This is a genomic window from Photobacterium arenosum, from assembly GCF_014841115.1.
GTDB lineage: Bacteria > Pseudomonadota > Gammaproteobacteria > Enterobacterales > Vibrionaceae > Photobacterium > Photobacterium arenosum.
The window spans coordinates 45,463-63,491 of sequence record NZ_JACYTP010000003.1; the positions used below are offsets into that span (position 1 = coordinate 45,463).

At 48.9% G+C, this 18,029-nt stretch carries 16 protein-coding genes and 1 tRNA gene; 12 read left to right on the forward strand and 5 right to left on the reverse strand.

The genetic code is table 11. The features are described from left to right. Positions 1-21: 21 nt before the first annotated feature. Complete coding sequence (locus IFO68_RS06120) at positions 22-900, reverse strand: LysR family transcriptional regulator (protein ID WP_192015096.1); 879 nt, start codon at positions 898-900, stop codon at positions 22-24. Between the two features lie 329 nt (positions 901-1,229). Between IFO68_RS06120 and IFO68_RS06125 the strand changes: the two genes are divergently transcribed. The 3 genes from IFO68_RS06125 to galU all read left to right on the forward strand — a co-directional run bounded on the left by IFO68_RS06125 (position 1,230) and on the right by galU (position 4,028). Next, a complete protein-coding gene (locus tag IFO68_RS06125) occupies positions 1,230-2,318 on the forward strand; it encodes a response regulator (protein WP_192015097.1) in 1,089 nt (362 codons plus the stop codon). A gap of 149 nt (positions 2,319-2,467) precedes the next feature. After that, positions 2,468-2,968, forward strand: coding sequence for a transcription/translation regulatory transformer protein RfaH (rfaH, locus tag IFO68_RS06130; protein ID WP_192015098.1), 501 nt, complete (start codon positions 2,468-2,470; stop codon positions 2,966-2,968). A gap of 157 nt (positions 2,969-3,125) precedes the next feature. Beyond that, positions 3,126-4,028 (forward strand): UTP--glucose-1-phosphate uridylyltransferase GalU, encoded by a 903-nt coding sequence (galU, locus tag IFO68_RS06135; protein WP_192015099.1) that lies wholly within the window; start codon positions 3,126-3,128, stop codon positions 4,026-4,028. A gap of 102 nt (positions 4,029-4,130) precedes the next feature. On the opposite strand, the gene folD is transcribed toward galU, so the two are convergent. Continuing rightward, the gene (gene folD, locus IFO68_RS06140) at positions 4,131-4,988 is read right to left on the reverse strand and encodes a bifunctional methylenetetrahydrofolate dehydrogenase/methenyltetrahydrofolate cyclohydrolase FolD (RefSeq protein WP_192015100.1); all 858 of its coding nucleotides are present in this window, start codon (positions 4,986-4,988) and stop codon (positions 4,131-4,133) included. A gap of 352 nt (positions 4,989-5,340) precedes the next feature. Between folD and IFO68_RS06145 the strand changes: the two genes are divergently transcribed. The 8 genes from IFO68_RS06145 (at position 5,341) to IFO68_RS06180 (ending at position 14,798) form a co-directional block, all read left to right on the forward strand. Beyond that, a tRNA-Arg gene (locus tag IFO68_RS06145) sits at positions 5,341-5,417 on the forward strand. A 417-nt stretch (positions 5,418-5,834) separates the two neighbouring features. After that, entirely contained in the window at positions 5,835-7,139 is a 1,305-nt protein-coding gene (gene tig, locus IFO68_RS06150; protein ID WP_192015101.1) for a trigger factor, read from the forward strand. Positions 7,140-7,254: 115 nt separating this feature from the next. After that, positions 7,255-7,878 (forward strand): ATP-dependent Clp endopeptidase proteolytic subunit ClpP, encoded by a 624-nt coding sequence (gene clpP, locus IFO68_RS06155; RefSeq protein ID WP_192015102.1) that lies wholly within the window; start codon positions 7,255-7,257, stop codon positions 7,876-7,878. A gap of 114 nt (positions 7,879-7,992) precedes the next feature. Beyond that, complete coding sequence (gene clpX / locus IFO68_RS06160; protein ID WP_027252852.1) at positions 7,993-9,273, forward strand: ATP-dependent protease ATP-binding subunit ClpX; 1,281 nt, start codon at positions 7,993-7,995, stop codon at positions 9,271-9,273. 139 nt (positions 9,274-9,412) lie between these two features. Next, complete coding sequence (lon, locus tag IFO68_RS06165; protein WP_192015103.1) at positions 9,413-11,785, forward strand: endopeptidase La; 2,373 nt, start codon at positions 9,413-9,415, stop codon at positions 11,783-11,785. Between the two features lie 234 nt (positions 11,786-12,019). After that, positions 12,020-12,292 carry a nucleoid-associated protein HU-beta gene (hupB, locus tag IFO68_RS06170; RefSeq protein WP_027252850.1) on the forward strand — a complete coding sequence of 91 codons (273 nt, stop codon included), beginning with the start codon at positions 12,020-12,022 and terminating at the stop codon, positions 12,290-12,292. Between the two features lie 195 nt (positions 12,293-12,487). Continuing rightward, on the forward strand, positions 12,488-14,380 hold the full coding sequence (gene ppiD, locus IFO68_RS06175; RefSeq protein ID WP_192015104.1) for a peptidylprolyl isomerase: 1,893 nt from the start codon (positions 12,488-12,490) through the stop codon (positions 14,378-14,380). A gap of 133 nt (positions 14,381-14,513) precedes the next feature. Beyond that, on the forward strand, positions 14,514-14,798 hold the full coding sequence (locus IFO68_RS06180; protein ID WP_027252848.1) for a ComEA family DNA-binding protein: 285 nt from the start codon (positions 14,514-14,516) through the stop codon (positions 14,796-14,798). 62 nt (positions 14,799-14,860) lie between these two features. Here the strand turns inward: IFO68_RS06180 and rrtA are convergent, their stop codons facing one another. Then, a complete protein-coding gene (rrtA, locus tag IFO68_RS06185; RefSeq protein WP_225445091.1) occupies positions 14,861-15,433 on the reverse strand; it encodes a rhombosortase in 573 nt (190 codons plus the stop codon). A 10-nt stretch (positions 15,434-15,443) separates the two neighbouring features. Between rrtA and IFO68_RS06190 the strand changes: the two genes are divergently transcribed. Beyond that, positions 15,444-16,058: a tRNA-uridine aminocarboxypropyltransferase gene (locus IFO68_RS06190; protein ID WP_192015106.1), complete on the forward strand. Its 615-nt coding sequence runs from the start codon at positions 15,444-15,446 to the stop codon at positions 16,056-16,058. Here the strand turns inward: IFO68_RS06190 and IFO68_RS06195 are convergent. Both IFO68_RS06195 and yfbR read right to left on the reverse strand, forming a co-directional pair. After that, positions 16,055-17,419, reverse strand: a complete 1,365-nt coding sequence (locus IFO68_RS06195) for an anti-phage deoxyguanosine triphosphatase (RefSeq protein ID WP_192015107.1) — start codon at positions 17,417-17,419, stop codon at positions 16,055-16,057. The two genes, IFO68_RS06190 and IFO68_RS06195, sit on opposite strands and share 4 nt — an antisense overlap. Further along, positions 17,419-18,003, reverse strand: coding sequence for a 5'-deoxynucleotidase (gene yfbR, locus IFO68_RS06200; protein WP_046218758.1), 585 nt, complete (start codon positions 18,001-18,003; stop codon positions 17,419-17,421). The genes IFO68_RS06195 and yfbR overlap by 1 nt, the downstream gene beginning before the upstream one ends. Positions 18,004-18,029: the final 26 nt, after the last annotated feature.

Consider the following 18,029-nt stretch of genomic DNA (forward strand, 5'->3'; position numbering starts at 1 on the left):
CGGTTGGCAAGGAGAGCAGGCTCAGGATGTGCTGAAGAAGTGACTTACGAACTCAATAAACAGCCTCAGCTTCTCTGGCTGGTGATCTTTGTGGTTATAGAGAAGATAGACATTGCGCGGGTTGGCCGACCAGTTATCCAGCACTCGTACCAGCTCACCGCTGTGAATGTATTTTTTCAGCATGGCATCTGGCATTAATGTAATTCCCAGCCCGGCCACACAAGCTTTCCTGACCACATTCAGCTGATTGGACTCGAAGCGTCCCTTCTCATTAACCGTGATGTTTTCTCCGTCTTTGTTGCTGAGCCGCCAGCGCAGCAGAGGAGAGCCTTTGAGCAGGGAGTGCTTGGACAGATCTTGTGCATGAGTGAGCGTTGGGTGACGTTGCAGATAATCTGGGCTGGCAACCAGTATATCTTCCACCGCGTTTATTTTACGGGCAATCAGTGCCGAATCACGTTGCGGACCGACACGAAAGATAACATCCCAGTCAGTTGGGTCTAACTGCTCGGGTTCGTTGCTCAGAAACAATTCAATACTGATAGCCGGGTGTTCGAGCATGAAGGCGTTGAGCATAGGTTGCAGCATGACTTTGCTCAGATTGGTCGGAGCCGCTATTTTGAGTCGTCCGCTTGCTCCTCTGGATTCTTCCCGAATATTTTCTGCGGTATCCAGTAACTGTTGAAGCAATGGCGTACACAGCTGGTAATACTGCTGGCCAGCTTCAGTCAGCGACAGCTTACGAGCATGGCGGTTTAGCAGGCGCAGATTCAGGCTTTCTTCCAGTGCCTGTATACGGCGGGTCAGTGTGGCAACAGGCACCTGATGCTTGCGAGAAGCGGCGGTATAGCTGCCTTCCTCAACCACAATGCGAAATAAATTTAAATCATCAAGCTTCATAGGCGTGTCGTGAGCGGATATGAGAAAGTGGGAATTGTATAACAAAACACTCAATGTGAAGAGGTTAACATTGAGTGTTATTAAAATAGGACCTTCAGGGACCAAAACGAGTTTCGCAATGGGCAAGATTTTGAACTGGATAACAGAATACTAAAACTAAAGTTCATGAACAGGCAGACGCCCTGACGTAGCGCGGTTTTACGCCTATCCTAAATGAGAACATTCATCGCGACTACCCAACTTCGCACAGATTCAATTAGAAGGATGTGCCTGTTCAGCAGAATATTATTCTGTGCTCTTGGCCCCTTGTTTCATGGAGGGCACAATCGTTGCTAGAAGGTAAAGATATCCTCATTGTGGAGGACGATCCGGTGTTTCGCCGGATGATAACAGGCTTTTTGCTATCGCAAGGATGCGAGGTCAGGGAAGCTGAAGACGGTTTACAGGGACTGCGGGCCCTGCGCGACGGTATCCCTGATGTGCTTTTGTGCGATCTGGCCATGCCTGTATTGACAGGCATGGAGTTTGTTGAAGAGGTTTCACTGCATTACCCCATGATTCCTGTCATTGTCATTTCCGGTACCGGTGAAATGGCCGATGTCGCAGCCGCTCTCAGGCATGGCGTTAAAGATTTTCTGGTCAAACCGCTGGATAACATCATGGTGCTGAAAGCTGCACTGATGTCGGTACTCAAAGCACAGGAAAACACAACCGAATACACAGACTTTTCCAGCCAGCTATTGCAGCATGACTCGACGGTAGATGAAGAACTGCAGTGGCATATCAATGAGCTGGAATCAAATCCGGAGATTGCTCGCGAGCTGCTGGTGGGGCTGATGCCGGACACCTTGTCCCGTCAGGGAGACTGGCAGATGAGCTACTGCGTTTTGCAGTCTGCCGATGTGCAGCCCGTGTTGCTCGACTACACTTGGTTGATGGACGGTCGTCTGGCTTTCTATCTGCTTGATGCCGAGTCAGGGGGCCGGCAGGGGGCGGCCACTGTGCTGCTGATACGTGCATTGTTCAATGACTATCTGCGCAAACGTATGGCAAGCGAGAATGACATTTCCAGTATGCTGCAAACCATTGAAAACGGGATGAAACAGTCGGGTTACGCTGTGCCTATCAAGGGGTTGTTTGGTATTTTTGATGCGTGTGACAGAAGCCTGGTGGTGGTGTCAACCGGATCGGAAGCGATGCTGAGAACCAGCGATGGAGAAATGATAGTCCCGGCTGGCACCAGTCTGGGAGACGGGGCACGAAAAAACCTCACCTCTTCGTATGTTCTGCCGTATTCAGGCGCACGTTTGTCTTTGAGCAAAATTGGCGCCGCTAATTTCAGTATTACAATTCAGCGACTGGACGCCATGAAAGAGCATGAAATCCATCCGGGAGTGAAAGCAAAAACGAAAGTTTAGCGGAGAATCAATACACTATCAGCTTTAGGAGTAAACTGGAAAACGTTGGAAAAGTAAACGCTTAGCGTCAATGTACAGGGAAACTATTGAGGTTTATACCTCCCACCATATAATCACTTTCAGACAGACATTTTCCGGGCAGAGACGATATGAAAGATTGGTACCTACTTTATTGCAAGCGAAGCGAGCAGGAGCGGGCCGTGGTCAATCTGGATCGTCAGGGCGTAGAGTGCTATTACCCTCAGGTACTCGTCGAGAAAGTGGTGCGCGGAAAACGTGTCACTGTGAATGAACCACTGTTCCCCAATTATATGTTTGTTTGTTTTGACCCTGAATATGTCAGCTATACCACAGTCCGCTCGACGCGCGGTGTGGCTGACTTTATCCGCCAGGGGGCATACCCGCAAAAAGTTCAGCCTGAACTGCTGTTTGAGTTAATGACGAATGAAAATTGCGAAGAACACAGACGTCTGTTGTCTAATCTGCCCAAACCCGGCGAGTGCCTCGAGCTCAAACAAGGCCAGTTTAAGGGCCTTGAAGCCATCTATCAGGAACCTGACGGTGAAAAGCGCTCATTCATGCTGATAAACTTGCTCGGTAAACCGGTGAAAATCAGTATAGATAACGCAGATATCGTCCGCCGTGGGTAACCTGGTCGTGGCTTAAACATTCCGCCATCTCTGTCCTGCGTAATCTGTCTTTTTGTCGTTGAGGACACCAGCTCACGCTTATTGCTCAGATCTCTCGCTGCATAAAGGCAAGTTTGTTATATTGCGACTGACAATGACAACGTACATGGAAAAAGCAATGCAAAAGTCTTCCCCAGTTCGTAAAGCGGTCATTCCGGTAGCCGGTTTAGGGACCAGGATGTTACCAGCCACAAAGGCCATTCCCAAAGAGATGCTGCCTATTGTGGACAAACCTCTTATTCAATATGTCGTGAATGAATGTGTTGCGGCCGGTATTAAAGAAATAGTGCTGGTTACCCATTCGTCTAAAAACTCTATTGAAAACCACTTTGATACTTCATTTGAGCTGGAAGCAACGCTTGAAAAGCGGGTTAAGCGTCAGTTGCTGGATGAAGTACAGAACATCTGTCCAAGTGATGTGACCATAATGCATGTGCGTCAGGGCCAGGCAAAAGGCCTGGGCCATGCGGTACTTTGTGCCCGTCCACTGGTAGGCAACGAGCCGTTTGCCGTTGTCCTGCCAGATGTGATTCTGGATGATGCTGCCAGCGATCTGCGTAGTGAGAACATGGCAGCTATGGTTAATCTGTTCAATGAAACAGGTGTTAGCCAGGTCATGGTAGAGCCAGTACCAATGTCGGAAGTGTCTAACTATGGTGTGGCTGATGTGAATGGCGAGCAAATTGCGCCAGGCGATTCAGCCTCTATGGCCAAGGTTGTTGAGAAACCAGCGGCTGATCAGGCGCCGTCTAACCTGGCTATCGTGGGGCGTTATATCCTTCCTGCCGAAATCTGGGAAATTCTTGCCAAAACTCCGATTGGTGCAGGTGATGAAATTCAGTTGACAGACGCAATTGATATGTTGATGGAAAAGCAGCAGGTTAATGCGTTCCACATGACTGGTAAGAGTCATGATTGCGGCAGTAAACTGGGTTATATGCAGGCATTCGTAGAATACGGCTTACGCCACCCTGTGCTCGGGAATGATTTCGCGGCTTATCTGAAAACGCTGCAGAAATAACGCGGGTTATAACAGGTTATAAAAGCTGGCCAGTACCGATGAATAACAAAAAAAGCGAGGTTGATTACCTCGCTTTTTTGTCTCTGGATAACTAAATACCTGTCAGCTTTCGTGGAATTGCTCACAGGCCAGCAGGGTATTTTCGATCAGTGTGGCAACCGTCATCGGGCCAACACCACCAGGGACGGGAGTAATGTGTTTGGCCTTTTGGCGCGCGACATCATATTCCACATCACCCACCAGGGTGCCGTTGTCCAGGCGATTGATACCGACATCTATGATAGTCGCGCCTTCTTTAATCCAGCTACCCGGAATAAAATTAGGCTTTCCTACCGCGACAACCAGGATATCAGCCTGACGAACATGGCTTTCCAGATCCTGAGTGAATCGGTGACAGGTTGTGGTCGTGGCGCCGGCAAGCAATAGTTCAAGGGTCATAGGGCGGCCAACGATATTAGAAGCACCCACAATAACCGCGTGTTTGCCACGAGCCTGGATATTATAGCGCTCCAGCAAAGTGATAATCCCCTTTGGTGTGCATGAGCGCAGTTTCGGGATGCGCTGGCACAGACGCCCGACGTTATAGGGGTGGAAACCGTCGACATCTTTCTCGGGATTAATATGTTCAAGCACTTTGGTGGAGTCAATGCCTGCAGGCAGAGGCAACTGTACCAGTATCCCGTCTATGGACTGATCCGCATTCAGTTCATCAATCAGCGCCAGCAGTTCGACTTCTGCAGTATCAGCAGGAAGGTCGAATGAGCGAGAGATAAAGCCCACTTCTTCACAGGCTTTACGCTTGCTGCCGACATAAATCTGTGAGGCAGGATCCTGACCTACCAGAATGACGGCTAACCCAGGTGCACGTAATCCCGCGTCAGTGCGAGCCTTAACACGTGCAGCAACTTCTTGTCTGACAGTTTGTGAGATAAGTTTTCCATCAATGATTTGAGCGGCCATGATTTTCCTTTGTACAGAAATGAGCTGAGCAGGCATATTGTCGCAGAGATAAGGGGGGAAATCTATAGCGCAAACGTTTGCTTTTTGCAGGCTTCAGATAAAATCCCTGCGTTAATAAAGAAGTAATTGCTGCCTAAAATACTGCAATCTAAAGATTTTCAAATAATAAGTGCTTAGCTGTACAGAGAAAGGATGTGTTTCGCTGAGGCAACAAAGGAGGGTGTTTGCCGTAAGTTTAACCGCTTGGTGCATTTGGCGAGGTATTTTAACGTTTTATCGTTGACCTTGATCTCAAGCGACGTATAATTCACCCCCGTTAGTTAACGCTCCTGGTTGCTAACTCTCAGACAATGCGCCCTTAGCTCAGTTGGATAGAGCACGTGCCTTCTAAGCATGTGGTCGCAGGTTCGAATCCTGCAGGGCGCGCCACTTTTCTTCGTCACACCCTTCTTTTTCTACTCGCTTCTTCATTTTTCATCTTTGGTTACAGTGCGCAAAGCAGCATGCAGTATTGATTAAAATTCCTGCACTGAATCGATATTTGAACAAAAAAGCGAGGTTAAACTGCAATTTTTTCGTGTTTTCTCTTGAAAATGCGAATTCAGACCCTATCTTGTCCGAAGGTTTACACTTGGTGTGACACCAGATGCCTCGACGAAAGAGGGCTGGGTCGTTATAATACCGCGCTTTAATTTTTGTTTCAGTGGCACTGGCTAGTGATACAGAAATTGACCGAATTCAGGCGTTATGGTGTTCAAGCCGTAACACGAAAGGATGCCAGCGTCAGCAGAGATCTGACGGGCAAGATAACTCAGTCAACCTGAGTCAGTTTTGAGGTTTAAGAAAATGCAAGTTACCGTTGAAACCACTGAAGGCCTAGAACGCCAAATTACGATTACTGTACCTGCTGCAAACATCGAAGATGCAGTAACTGCCCAGTTGCAGAAAATCGCTAAAACCCGTCGTTTTGACGGTTTCCGTCCTGGTAAAGCACCAATCAAGATGGTTGCACGTATGTTCGGCGCATCTGTACGTCAGGATGTACTGGGTGAAGTGATGCAGCGTCATTACATTGAAGCTATCGTTAAAGAGAAAATTAACCCAGCCGGTGCGCCAACGTTCACGCCAGTCGACATGGCTGAAGGTAAGGATCTGGTTTTCAAAGCAACCTTCGAAGTGTTCCCTGAAATTGAACTGACGGGTCTGGACAAGATTGCTATCGAGAAGCCAGCTGCTGAAGTGAAAGAAGAAGACGTTGCTCAGATGCTGGAAACACTGCGTAAGCAGCAAGCTAACTGGGCTGAAGTTGATACCGCTGCTGACGCAGACAGCCGTGTGACTATCGATTTCACTGGTTCTATTGACGGTGAAGAATTCGACGGCGGTAAAGCAGAAGCTTTCCCTCTGGCAATGGGCCAGGGCCGTATGATTCCAGGCTTCGAAGAAGGTATCGTTGGTAAGAAAGCGGGTGAAGAGTTCAGCATTGAAGTCACTTTCCCTGAAGACTATCACGCCGAGAACCTGAAAGGTAAAGCGGCTGTGTTCGCCATCAAACTGCACAAAGTAGAAGCTCAGGAGCTGCCAGAGCTGAACGACGAATTTGTGAAGAAGTTTGGCGTTGAAGACGGTTCTGTTGAAGGCCTGAAAGCTGAAGTGCGCAAGAACATGGAGCGCGAGCTGAAGCAAGCGGTTAAAGGCCGTATCAAGGATCAGGTTCTGAATGGTCTGATTGAACAAAACGACATTGCTGTACCTTCTGCGCTGATTGACCAGGAAGTTAACACCCTGCGTCAGCAGGCTGTTCAGCGTTTCGGCGGTAATGCGGATAATGCACCAGAGCTGCCACGTGAGCTGTTCGAAGAGCAAGCTAAACGTCGTGTAGTAGTTGGTCTGCTGCTGGGTGAAGTGATCAAGGCTGAAGAACTGAAAGCCGATGACGAGCGAGTTAAGGCGCTGATCACTGAAATGGCATCTGCTTATGAAGATCCAACGGAAGTTGTTGCATACTATGAAAAGAATGAGCAACTGATGAACAACATGCGTAATGTTGCTCTGGAAGAACAAGCGATTGATGCTCTACTGGCTAAAGCACAGGTTTCAGAAAAAGAAGTAAGCTTCAATGAGCTGATGAATCAGCAACCAGCAGCTTAATTGACTGAAATGACTGAAATGACTGTAAAGATTTGACTTCATTTCAAATCTTCTGCTAACAATGGTCCGTATGAGTCAATCATTCGGGCCATTAATTTTTTGGGGAAATAAGGTTATGAGCTACCAAGATAATAACGCCATGTCGCCAATTATGAATGCGCTGGTTCCTATGGTGGTCGAGCAGACCTCTCGTGGCGAGCGTTCCTACGACATCTATTCCCGACTATTGAAGGAGCGTGTGATCTTTCTGACCGGCCAGGTTGAAGATCAGATGGCGAACCTGGTTGTGGCACAGCTGTTGTTCCTGGAGTCAGAGAACCCTGACAAAGATATTTTCCTGTATATTAACTCCCCTGGTGGCTCAGTCACTGCAGGTATGTCCATCTATGACACTATGCAACACATCAAACCGGATGTGAGTACCTTCTGTATGGGACAAGCATGTTCAATGGGTGCATTCCTGCTGGCAGGTGGAGCGAAAGGTAAACGTTTTTGTCTGCCTAATTCCCGTGTAATGATCCACCAACCATTAGGCGGTTTCCAGGGACAGGCTTCTGATATTCAGATTCATGCTCAGGAAATTCTGACAATTAAGAAGCGATTAAACAATCTGCTGGCTGACCATACCGGCCAACCATTGGAAATCGTTGAAAAAGATACAGACCGTGACAACTTCATGTCTGCTGAGCAGGCTGCGGAGTATGGACTGGTTGATGCCGTTTTGAATAAGCGTGACTAACCTGTCATTATGGTGCACAGTGCTCTGAAGGCGCAAGGTGACAGCAAAGTGACGAGAGATGTTATACACTCAAAACAAGGCAAGGATGGGTGAAACCCAATATGAGGTTAGCGAATGACAGATAAGCGAAAAGAGAGTGGTAGTGGAAAACTGCTGTACTGCTCTTTCTGCGGTAAAAGTCAGCATGAAGTTCGCAAGCTGATTGCTGGCCCTTCTGTGTATATTTGCGATGAGTGCGTCGATCTGTGTAACGACATCATTCGCGAAGAAATCAAAGAAGTTATGCCAAAGCGCGATGGTAATGAACTGCCAACGCCAAGGGAGATCCGCACGCACTTAGATGATTATGTCATCGGCCAGGATCACGCGAAGAAAGTACTGGCTGTAGCTGTCTACAACCATTACAAGCGTTTGCGTAATGGCGACACCACAAGTGATGGTGTCGAGTTGGGTAAAAGTAACATCCTGCTGATAGGTCCGACGGGTAGTGGTAAAACACTGCTTGCAGAAACGCTGGCGCGTATGCTGGATGTACCTTTCACTATGGCGGATGCAACGACCCTGACCGAAGCCGGTTATGTCGGTGAAGATGTAGAAAACATCATCCAGAAGTTGCTGCAGAAATGTGATTACGATGTCGCTAAAGCTGAGCGCGGAATAGTTTATATTGATGAAATTGACAAGATTTCCCGTAAATCTGACAACCCATCAATTACCCGTGACGTGTCTGGCGAAGGTGTGCAGCAGGCGCTGCTGAAATTGATCGAGGGTACGGTTGCCTCTGTGCCTCCACAGGGCGGTCGTAAACATCCTCAGCAGGAGTTCCTGCAGGTTGATACATCGAAAATACTCTTTATTTGTGGTGGTGCATTTGCAGGCCTGGATAAAGTGGTAGAGCAACGTGTGGCAACCAGTTCAGGTATTGGTTTTGGTGCGGAAGTCCGCTCTAAAGATCAGCGCAACACACTCAGTGATTTATTCGAGAAAGTCGAACCGGAAGATCTGGTGAAATACGGTTTGATCCCTGAGTTTATCGGTCGTCTGCCAGTCACTGCGATTTTGAGTGAGCTGGATGAATCTGCTCTGGTGCAGATTCTGCGTGAGCCGAAAAATGCGCTGACAAAACAGTATGCTGCATTACTGGAGCTGGAAAACGTTGAACTGGAATTTCGTGACGATGCGCTGCAGGCAATTGCCCGTAAAGCCATGGAACGTAAAACCGGTGCACGTGGCCTTCGCTCTATCGTAGAGGCGGTGCTGCTGGATACCATGTATGAGCTACCTTCTGCCGAAGGCGTGAGTAAAGTAGTGATTGATGAGTCGGTTATTAAAGGTGAATCTGAACCTTTGCTGATTTATGAAAACACTGAAAATCAAGCTGCAGGCGGCGAGTAAGTGGTTGCAAAACGTACAGTTTGAGTAAATAAAGGAGGCTTTGGCCTCCTTTTTGATTTTCTGGCAAATCGACCGTTGAATCTTGTCAGTCTGCCCCCATATACTCACTAAAAGAGACTGAACGGAAAGAGAGAACAATATGAACCTGGAGCGTTCGGAACGCCTTGCCATTCCCGTTCTGCCACTGCGTGACGTGGTGGTCTACCCTCATATGGTTATTCCATTGTTTGTAGGCCGGGATAAATCCATTCGTTGCCTTGAAACCGCAATGGATAACGATAAACAAATTTTGTTGGTTGCCCAAAAAGAAGCGGCAACTGACGAACCAACCGTTGACGATCTCTATGATGTCGGCACAGTGGCGACCATACTGCAGCTCCTGAAATTGCCTGATGGCACAGTGAAGGTGTTGGTAGAAGGTCAGCAGCGTGCAAACGTTAAGAAGTTGACTGACGACGAATTTTTCAGTGCGGAAGCGGAATTTCTGGTCACGCCGGAAATGGACGAACGCGAGCAGGAAGTGCTGGTTCGCACTGCGATCAATCAGTTTGAAGGCTTTATCAAGCTGAACAAGAAGATCCCGCCTGAAGTGCTTACGTCACTGAATGGTATTGATGAGGCCGCTCGCCTTGCCGATACCATTGCTGCGCACATGCCACTGAAACTGGCAGATAAGCAGAAAGTGCTCGAAATTGTGGATATCACGGAACGTCTGGAGTTCCTGATGGCCATGATGGAGTCTGAAATTGATCTGCTGCAGGTAGAGAAACGTATCCGTGGCCGCGTCAAGAAACAGATGGAAAAGAGCCAGCGCGAGTACTATCTGAATGAGCAGATGAAAGCCATCCAGAAAGAACTGGGTGAGCTGGATGATGCACCGGACGAATTCGAATCGTTGAAGAAAAAAATCGACGAGTCGAAGATGCCAGCCGAAGCACGTGAAAAAACTGAGCAGGAATTGCAAAAGCTGAAAATGATGTCGCCGATGTCAGCTGAAGCGACTGTGGTTCGTGGTTATATCGACTGGATGCTGAGTGTGCCCTGGCACAAGCGTACCAAGGTCAAGAAAGATCTGGCTAAAGCGGAAGAGATCCTCAATGCCGATCATTATGGTCTGGAACGCGTCAAAGACCGCATTCTTGAGTATTTAGCTGTCCAGAGCCGTATTAATAAGCTGAAAGGCCCGATCCTGTGTCTGGTTGGCCCTCCTGGTGTCGGTAAAACGTCTCTGGGGCAGTCGATTGCTGCTGCCACTGGCCGTAAATACGTGCGTATGGCGCTGGGCGGGGTGCGTGATGAAGCGGAAATCCGTGGTCACCGCCGGACTTACATCGGCTCAATGCCAGGCAAGCTGATCCAGAAAATGGCCAAAGTTGGCGTGAAAAACCCACTGTTCCTGCTGGATGAGATCGACAAGATGTCTTCCGACATGCGTGGCGATCCTGCATCAGCGTTGCTGGAAGTTCTGGATCCGGAACAGAACAATGCGTTTAACGACCATTATCTGGAAGTGGATTACGATTTGTCCGACGTGATGTTCGTGGCGACATCGAACTCGATGAATATTCCTGGCCCGTTACTGGACCGTATGGAAGTGATTCGCCTGTCTGGTTATACCGAGGACGAAAAACTCAACATCGCCAAACGTCACTTGCTGGAAAAACAGATTCAACGTAACGGCCTGAAAAAAGGCGAAGTGGAGATAGAAGATTCTGCCATCATCGGCATCATCCGCTACTACACCCGCGAAGCTGGCGTGCGTAATCTTGAGCGTGAAATTTCCAAATTGTGCCGTAAAGCGGTGAAAGAAATCCTGCTGAACCCGAAAGTGAAAAAGGTCACCATTAATCAGGCGAACCTGAAGCAGTACTTGGGTGTGCAGCGCTTCGACTACGGAAAAGCAGAAGAAAGCAACCGTATTGGACAAGTCACCGGGCTGGCGTGGACCGAGGTGGGCGGCGATCTGCTAACCATTGAAACTGAGTCTATGCCGGGCAAAGGCAAGCTGTCTTACACCGGGTCTCTCGGCGATGTGATGCAGGAGTCTATTCAGGCAGCAATGACTGTGGTACGTACTCGCGCAGAGAAACTGGGTATTAATAACGACTTCTATGAGAAGCGTGATATCCATGTTCATGTTCCTGAAGGGGCAACCCCTAAAGACGGCCCAAGTGCGGGTATTGCAATGTGTACGGCACTGGTGTCGAGCCTGACAGGTAACCCTGTGCGCAGCGATGTGGCGATGACAGGTGAAATTACCCTGCGTGGCGAAGTTCTGCCTATCGGTGGTTTGAAAGAAAAACTGCTGGCAGCACACCGTGGTGGTATTAAAACGGTGCTGATTCCAAAAGAGAATGAACGTGATCTGGAAGAGATCCCAGACAACGTTATTGCTGATTTGGAAGTCCGCCCGGTTCGCTGGATTGATGATGTGTTACGCATCGCCCTGGAAAATAATCCGACAGGGATCGAGCTGGTAAATGCTCAAAACAGTGATATGCAGCAAAATTAACAGATGTAAGAGGCTGACTGTGGTGGAAATCGCTTGTCAGCCTTTTTCTGTCTGGCTATAAGTGGGGTCTAATTTGCTGTAAGCTCAATAATAACAAGGCTTACAGCCTGTTCAGTGTCACAATGAGCTGATAAATTAGACCTGATACAAGTTTTTGATTGTCCTTTGTCGTCACAGCGTAAACATAGATTATGCTGTTGTCAGGAAGACAATGTTCATAGAGGGGAAGAAATCGTGAACAAAACTCAATTGGTTGATAAAATTGCCGAAGGTGCTGATATTTCTAAAGCATCTGCTGGCCGTGCGCTGGACGCTTTCATTGAGGCAGTATCTGAGTCTCTGAAGGAAGGTGACCAGGTTGCGCTGGTTGGTTTTGGTACATTCTCTGTTCGTGAGCGCGCTGCCCGTACCGGCCGTAACCCACAAACGGGTGAAGAAATCCAAATCGCAGCAGCACGTGTACCAGGTTTCAAACCAGGTAAAGCGCTGAAAGATTCTGTCAACTGATTCTGGCTTTGCCAGTAAGTTGAAATGAACAAAACCTTACGCTTCTTGTCATATAGTGGCATTATTGCGTAACACGAGAGCGCATCATATCTGATGCGCTTTTTTTACATTGTATCAGGGTGAACAGATTGTGATTCTTCAGAATCGTAATCAACAGTTATTGCCAGCTCGAACAACTAGGAGATACGGCACGTTATGATGGAGCGGATGCGCGAAGGCGTTAGCAGCATTTGGGTGAAGATTATTCTCTCCCTAATCATATTTTCTTTTGTCTTTGCCGGTGTAGGCAGTTATCTGGCAAATTCTAATCAGCCTGTAGCGGCAAAGATTGACGGCGAGGAAATCAGCCAGAATCAGTTCGAGCAGGCATACCAGAACGAACGTAACCGTATGCAGTCGCAGCTGGGAGAGTATTTTTCTACGCTGATGGGTGACCCTGGCTATGTTCAGCAGTTTCGTCGCAGTGTGCTAGACCGTTTGGTGAACGATGCGCTGATTGAGCAACGTGCTAACGAGCTGGGCTTACGTATCAGTGATGATCAGGTGAAGCAAGCAATCCGTTCAATGCCTGAGTTTCAGCGTGACGGTAAGTTTGACAACGAAGTGTATGCTTCTTTGCTTCGTCGCTCGCGTTTCACGCCTGATCAATTTGCCGAATACATGCGTACCGACATGCTGCGCCAGCAGCTGCTGAGCGCTATTCAGGGCAGTGATTTTGCATTGAATAACGAATTAACTCAGTTGCAGCAACTGGAGCAACAACAGCGTGAAGTGCGCAGTCTGACCCTGAACCTAGATACGTTTAAGGAAACTGTTGAGATCTCAGAAAGCGACAGCAAAGATTACTATGAGCAGCATCCGGAAGCCTTTACACGTCCGGAGCAAGTGAAAGTTGCTTATATTGAGCTGTCTGGCGATACACTGAAAAATACCATGGATGTCAGTGATGATGAGCTGAATGCGTATTATCAGGATAACCTGACTAAGTTCTCGACGCCTGAACAGCGCCATGTTCGCCACATTCTGATTCAGGGTGACGATGCAGAGGCCCAGTCAAAGGCGGAAGCGATTCTTGCCGAGCTGAACCAGGGAGCGGATTTTTCCGAGCTGGCAAGCTCCAAATCGGATGACACTTTTAGTGCGAAACAGGGTGGTGAGCTGGACTGGTTTGAGCGTGGTGTGATGGACCCTGCGTTTGAAGAAGCGGCTTTTGCTTTGGAAAACCAAGGCGATCTGTCTGGCGTAGTGAAATCCTCATTTGGCTATCACATCATTCAGCTGGAAGCGGTCAAAGCACCTACTGCCAAGCCTCTTGCCGAGGTTCGCAGCGGTCTGTTAGCGGATCTGCGTGAACAAAAAGCGGCTGAAGCGTTTTATCAGCTGCAGACCAAACTGGCGGAATCTGCTTTCGAGATACCGGATTCATTGGATGATGCGGCTAAAGCGGTCAATGCTAAAGTACAGAAGACTGACTTCTTCGCACTTAACAATGCCCAGGGCGTGTTGGCTTCACCTGCTGTTGTCCAGGCGCTAGGTAATGCGGAAGTACGTGAAGATGGTTTGAATTCTGAAGTCATTGAGTTGGGTTCGGAGCATATCATTGTTGTGCGTGTTGATGAGTCTCGCCCTGAACAACTGCTACCGTTTGAGGAGGTTGCTGCTCAGGTGCATGAGATAATGGCAGCCCAGCGTGGTGAAGAAGCGGCTGAGAAGCAGGCTGATGAGATTCTTGCTGCATTGCGTAATGGTGATAGCGCCATTTTGGAGCAGTATGAACTGAGCTTTTCTGAACCTCAGACTATCAGTCGTCGTGGCAGCGATCCTGTGATTGCACAAGAAGCATTTGCGATGGCAAAACCTGAAGCGGGTAAGTCGGTCTATGGTGTGACTCATGACCAGCAGGGCAATGTTGTTGTGATTGCGCTGGATAAAGTGATTGAGCCTGAGATTGATTCGGCCAGCGCTAATGGGCAACTGGCCGAACAGGTTGCTCAGATGAATGCTCAGCAGGATGTAGCCGCTTTACTTGATGTTCTGCGCGCTGATGCAGAAGTGACCTATCCGGTATTGGACGCATCTGCAAACTAAATGTAATTGATAATTATAATAGACGGGCCGCTTTGTGCGGCCCGTCGTTTTTTTATCTTGTCATATTCTGGCGAGCATTATTGTGTGATTAAAAATGATTATCCTTGTGCTGAATTAACACCAAGGAGAAAAAATGAAAAACACATTTGCATTAATTTTGCTGGCGTCGAGCGTTGTCTTACCTGGAGTGGTGGATGCGTCCGATAAGCATGAAGGGATTGAAATAACAATTAATATCAATAGTGCCAATGCTGAGGAACTGGATAAGCTACTATTAGGCGTTGGTCCGGATAAAGCTCAGAGCATTATTGAATACCGGGAGCAGAATGGGAAATTTGCCACTATCGAGGATCTGAGTAAGGTCAAAGGCATTGGCGCCTCTACTGTAGACAAAAACCGCGATCGCATTCAGCTCTGATGAGCTGAAGACTGAAACGCCACTATCTTGTAAGGGGTGCAATGCGCCCCTTGCAACCTGCATTATTTAACGGGTGATGCTGATAACCTGAAAGCAGGTGGCAGCATGGCTAACAAGAAGCCACCGACAGCGCCTGCAAGATGCGCTTCCACTGCAATCTGTGCTTTAATCATGGACGCAGTTTCAGCGGACCCTCCGCTATACAAATCCCAGCTGATTTTTAGGATACCGGCTATCAGCAATAACCGTCCACCAGCACGCTGTGTGCGAATATCCTGACAGGCTCCCCAAATGAAAATCCCATGTAACAGGCCGGACAATCCTGCGTAACCGTCCAGCTTGGTAAGAAACAGAGACAGGCCTACAATCAAGCTTAACGAGGCTAGTAACAGCCCGAAGCGTCCTGCAGTCAGGTAAAACCGGAACAGATAACTGATTATCAGCAAACCTGAAACATTCATGCCGAGATGGGCCCAATTGGTGTGGGTGAAATTTCCTGTTAGGATCCGCCACCATTGCCCGGCTTCAATGAGTGGACGCTGCCATTCAAGCAGTGCATGAAGTGGTGCAAGCTGTGCTGCGACACAAAAAAGACAGGTTGCCAGCAGAGACAGGAGCAGAGATCGTGATAACAAGGGCACCTCAATGAGCCGATACTGTGAAGATTGCGGTAAAGCAGGCAATGCCTGCATTTGCCAGTGGATTGAAAAAATTGATGCTAGAACTGAACTCTGGATATTGCAACACCCGTCTGAAGTCAGCCGGCCGCTCGGTACGGCACGTATTCTGACCTTATCGCTGCCAAACGCGCGCTTATGGGTAGGTGAAGATTTCAGCCGGCATGAGGAAATTAATAGCCTGCTGGCTGACCCTGATCGCCATGCTGCGGTGCTCTATCCGGATGAGCAGGCTGTGCCGCTTTCCCGTCGGGCTGCATCAAATTCGCTTCCTCTGACGACATTAATACTCTTGGATGGTACATGGAAGAAGGCGTATAAAATGTGGCGCTTGTCAGCTAACCTGCAAGCCTTGCCGTGCGTGTGCCTTGATGATGTACCCGCGGGGAATTACCGGATTCGAAAATCACCCAAACAATCAGGATTATCAACCGTTGAAGCGGCCTTTCACGCCCTGAGTCAGCTTGAAGGCGAAAGCCGGCGTTTTTTGCCATTAGTGACTGCGTTTGAAAAGATGATTGATTATCAGATCAGTCAGATGCCGCCCGGACTGTTCGAACGGCATTATGGCAAGCAGCCTTAAACAATAGGCCCTATTTTCCATTCACTGGCAGGTTGAAACAGGTTGCTATAAAGACGTTGGGCGAACCCGTCTGTCATCCCGGCAATATAGTCAGCAATGATCCGCTGTTCATTTTCACTATGATGGATGGCTGTGCGCCAGCGGTCGCGTGTACTGGCCGGCAGCAACCGCTCGGGATCAGAGGTGAAAGCCTCGAACATTTCCATGATGATCTGCTGCCCTTTGTACTCAAGCAGCTGAATTTCCGGTTTATGGACCACGTACTCGCTGACAAATTGCTTCAGTACTGTCAGGGCGCTTTCCATGGGGGCCGACAGGTAGGCGTTCCATTTTAGCAGTGGTTCGCTGAATGCAGGGGCATTTTCGGCGGTTGTCGGGCCAATCTCAATCGCTGTGATAAGGGCATTCACCAAAGCACCAATGGCATCTTTGCGCTGATGGTGATCGGCAAACAACTGCTGACTCAGCCACTCCGTCCGAGAAGCCAGCCAGGGTTCCCCACAGTGCAGTAACTGGCTGGCTGCAGCCTCTTCCCATTGTTTCTGTGTCACTATGCCCATGACGATGGCATCTTCCAAATCGTGCACGCCATACGCAATGTCGTCGGCAAGTTCCATGATGGAACAGTCTAAAGACTTAAAGCGTGTTTTGAGGTGTTGAGTGGGAGAATGCCGCTCGCTGCGCATCATACCGAACAGCTCCCTGTCTTGCTCTGGAAGAGAAGACAGTACCCACTCAAAGGTCTCTTTGTCGTCGCGGTAAATTCCCTTGGCGGGCTGCCAGTCTTTGGCGCGCAAATGCCGGAAGTCGCTGACTTCAGGGGGTTGCTCTGTGGCTCTTGTATCGCGGATAAAAGCCGGGTATTTCAGCAGCCCGAGCAAAGTGCGGCGTGATAAATTCATACCAAACTTTTCGGTATAGGGCTCAAGTAATGTGACAATTCTGAAAGTCTGCGCATTGCCTTCAAAGCCACCATGATCACGCATCATATAATTGAGCGCTACCTCACCACCATGGCCAAACGGCGGATGCCCGATGTCATGCGCCAGACACAGGCTTTCCATCAGGCTGTTTGAGGGCAAGAGCGAGCGAAATTCGGGCTGCTTGATTTTCAGCTGAGCCACGATGCCGGTGCCGATTTGGGAAGCTTCCAGCGAGTGGGTCAGCCGGGTGCGGTAAAAGTCGTGGTGACCGGCGCCATGGACCTGAGTTTTGGCCTGTAAGCGGCGAAAGGCCGCAGAGTGAAGAATTCTGGCGCGATCACGCTGATAGGCAGTACGGTGATCATCGCGTCTTTCCTTGTGCTCCTGACTCTTTCTTGCTTGCCACAGAGCGGTGCTTGGGTCACTGGGTAAAGGCATTAACTGATCTCATCCAAAGTTAGGTTGAAACTGGTGGCGAAGGTTTTCAGGAAATAGCTCATTTCCTGTGTCTTTCGCTCTTCCAGCGTTTCTTCGAGACGTTTCTTGGCCTGTGTGAATTCGTGATTGCCGGCACTGAGCTCTTCCAGACATTTCAGGTAAGCACACAAGGTATCGGCCTGCTTGACTATGTGGTAGTCCTGCTGGTCGATGGCATCACTGACCAGCAAAGGGGCGTAGTCGGCCTGAAACTCGTCGGGGAGCATAGAAAGCAGCCTTTGCTCGGCGGCCAGTTCAATCTTTTTGTACTCTTCTGCAATAGTCGGGTTGAAGTATTTGATCGGTGTTGGCATGTCGCCTGTCAGTACTTCACTGGCATCATGAAACATGGCCAGCAGGGCGATACGTTCAGGGTTTAGCTGCCCACCGAAGTGGCGGTTTTTGATCAATGCCAGAGCGTGGGCGACAAAAGCCACCTGAAGGCTGTGTTCTGAGACATTCTCAGTTGCCACGCAGCGCATAAGCGGCCAGCGCTGAATCAGTTTCATACGAGCGAGATGAGCAAAAAAATGGCTGGTTTTCATGATGTTTCCACATTGATCAGACTGCT

Excerpts from the sequence above, each read along its gene's own strand:
- IFO68_RS06195 (WP_192015107.1), bottom strand. The coding sequence starts at position 17,419 with ATGCCTTTACCCAGTGACCCAAGCACCGCTCTGTGGCAAGCAAGAAAG.
- galU (WP_192015099.1), top strand. The coding sequence starts at position 3,126 with ATGCAAAAGTCTTCCCCAGTTCGTAAAGCGGTCATTCCGGTAGCCGGT.
- tig (WP_192015101.1), top strand. The coding sequence starts at position 5,835 with ATGCAAGTTACCGTTGAAACCACTGAAGGCCTAGAACGCCAAATTACG.
- folD (WP_192015100.1), bottom strand. The coding sequence starts at position 4,988 with ATGGCCGCTCAAATCATTGATGGAAAACTTATCTCACAAACTGTCAGA.
- IFO68_RS06180 (WP_027252848.1), top strand. The coding sequence starts at position 14,514 with ATGAAAAACACATTTGCATTAATTTTGCTGGCGTCGAGCGTTGTCTTA.
- clpP (WP_192015102.1), top strand. The coding sequence starts at position 7,255 with ATGAGCTACCAAGATAATAACGCCATGTCGCCAATTATGAATGCGCTG.
- yfbR (WP_046218758.1), bottom strand. The coding sequence starts at position 18,003 with ATGAAAACCAGCCATTTTTTTGCTCATCTCGCTCGTATGAAACTGATT.
- lon (WP_192015103.1), top strand. The coding sequence starts at position 9,413 with ATGAACCTGGAGCGTTCGGAACGCCTTGCCATTCCCGTTCTGCCACTG.
- IFO68_RS06120 (WP_192015096.1), bottom strand. The coding sequence starts at position 900 with ATGAAGCTTGATGATTTAAATTTATTTCGCATTGTGGTTGAGGAAGGC.
- ppiD (WP_192015104.1), top strand. The coding sequence starts at position 12,488 with ATGATGGAGCGGATGCGCGAAGGCGTTAGCAGCATTTGGGTGAAGATT.
- clpX (WP_027252852.1), top strand. The coding sequence starts at position 7,993 with ATGACAGATAAGCGAAAAGAGAGTGGTAGTGGAAAACTGCTGTACTGC.
- rfaH (WP_192015098.1), top strand. The coding sequence starts at position 2,468 with ATGAAAGATTGGTACCTACTTTATTGCAAGCGAAGCGAGCAGGAGCGG.
- IFO68_RS06190 (WP_192015106.1), top strand. The coding sequence starts at position 15,444 with ATGAGCCGATACTGTGAAGATTGCGGTAAAGCAGGCAATGCCTGCATT.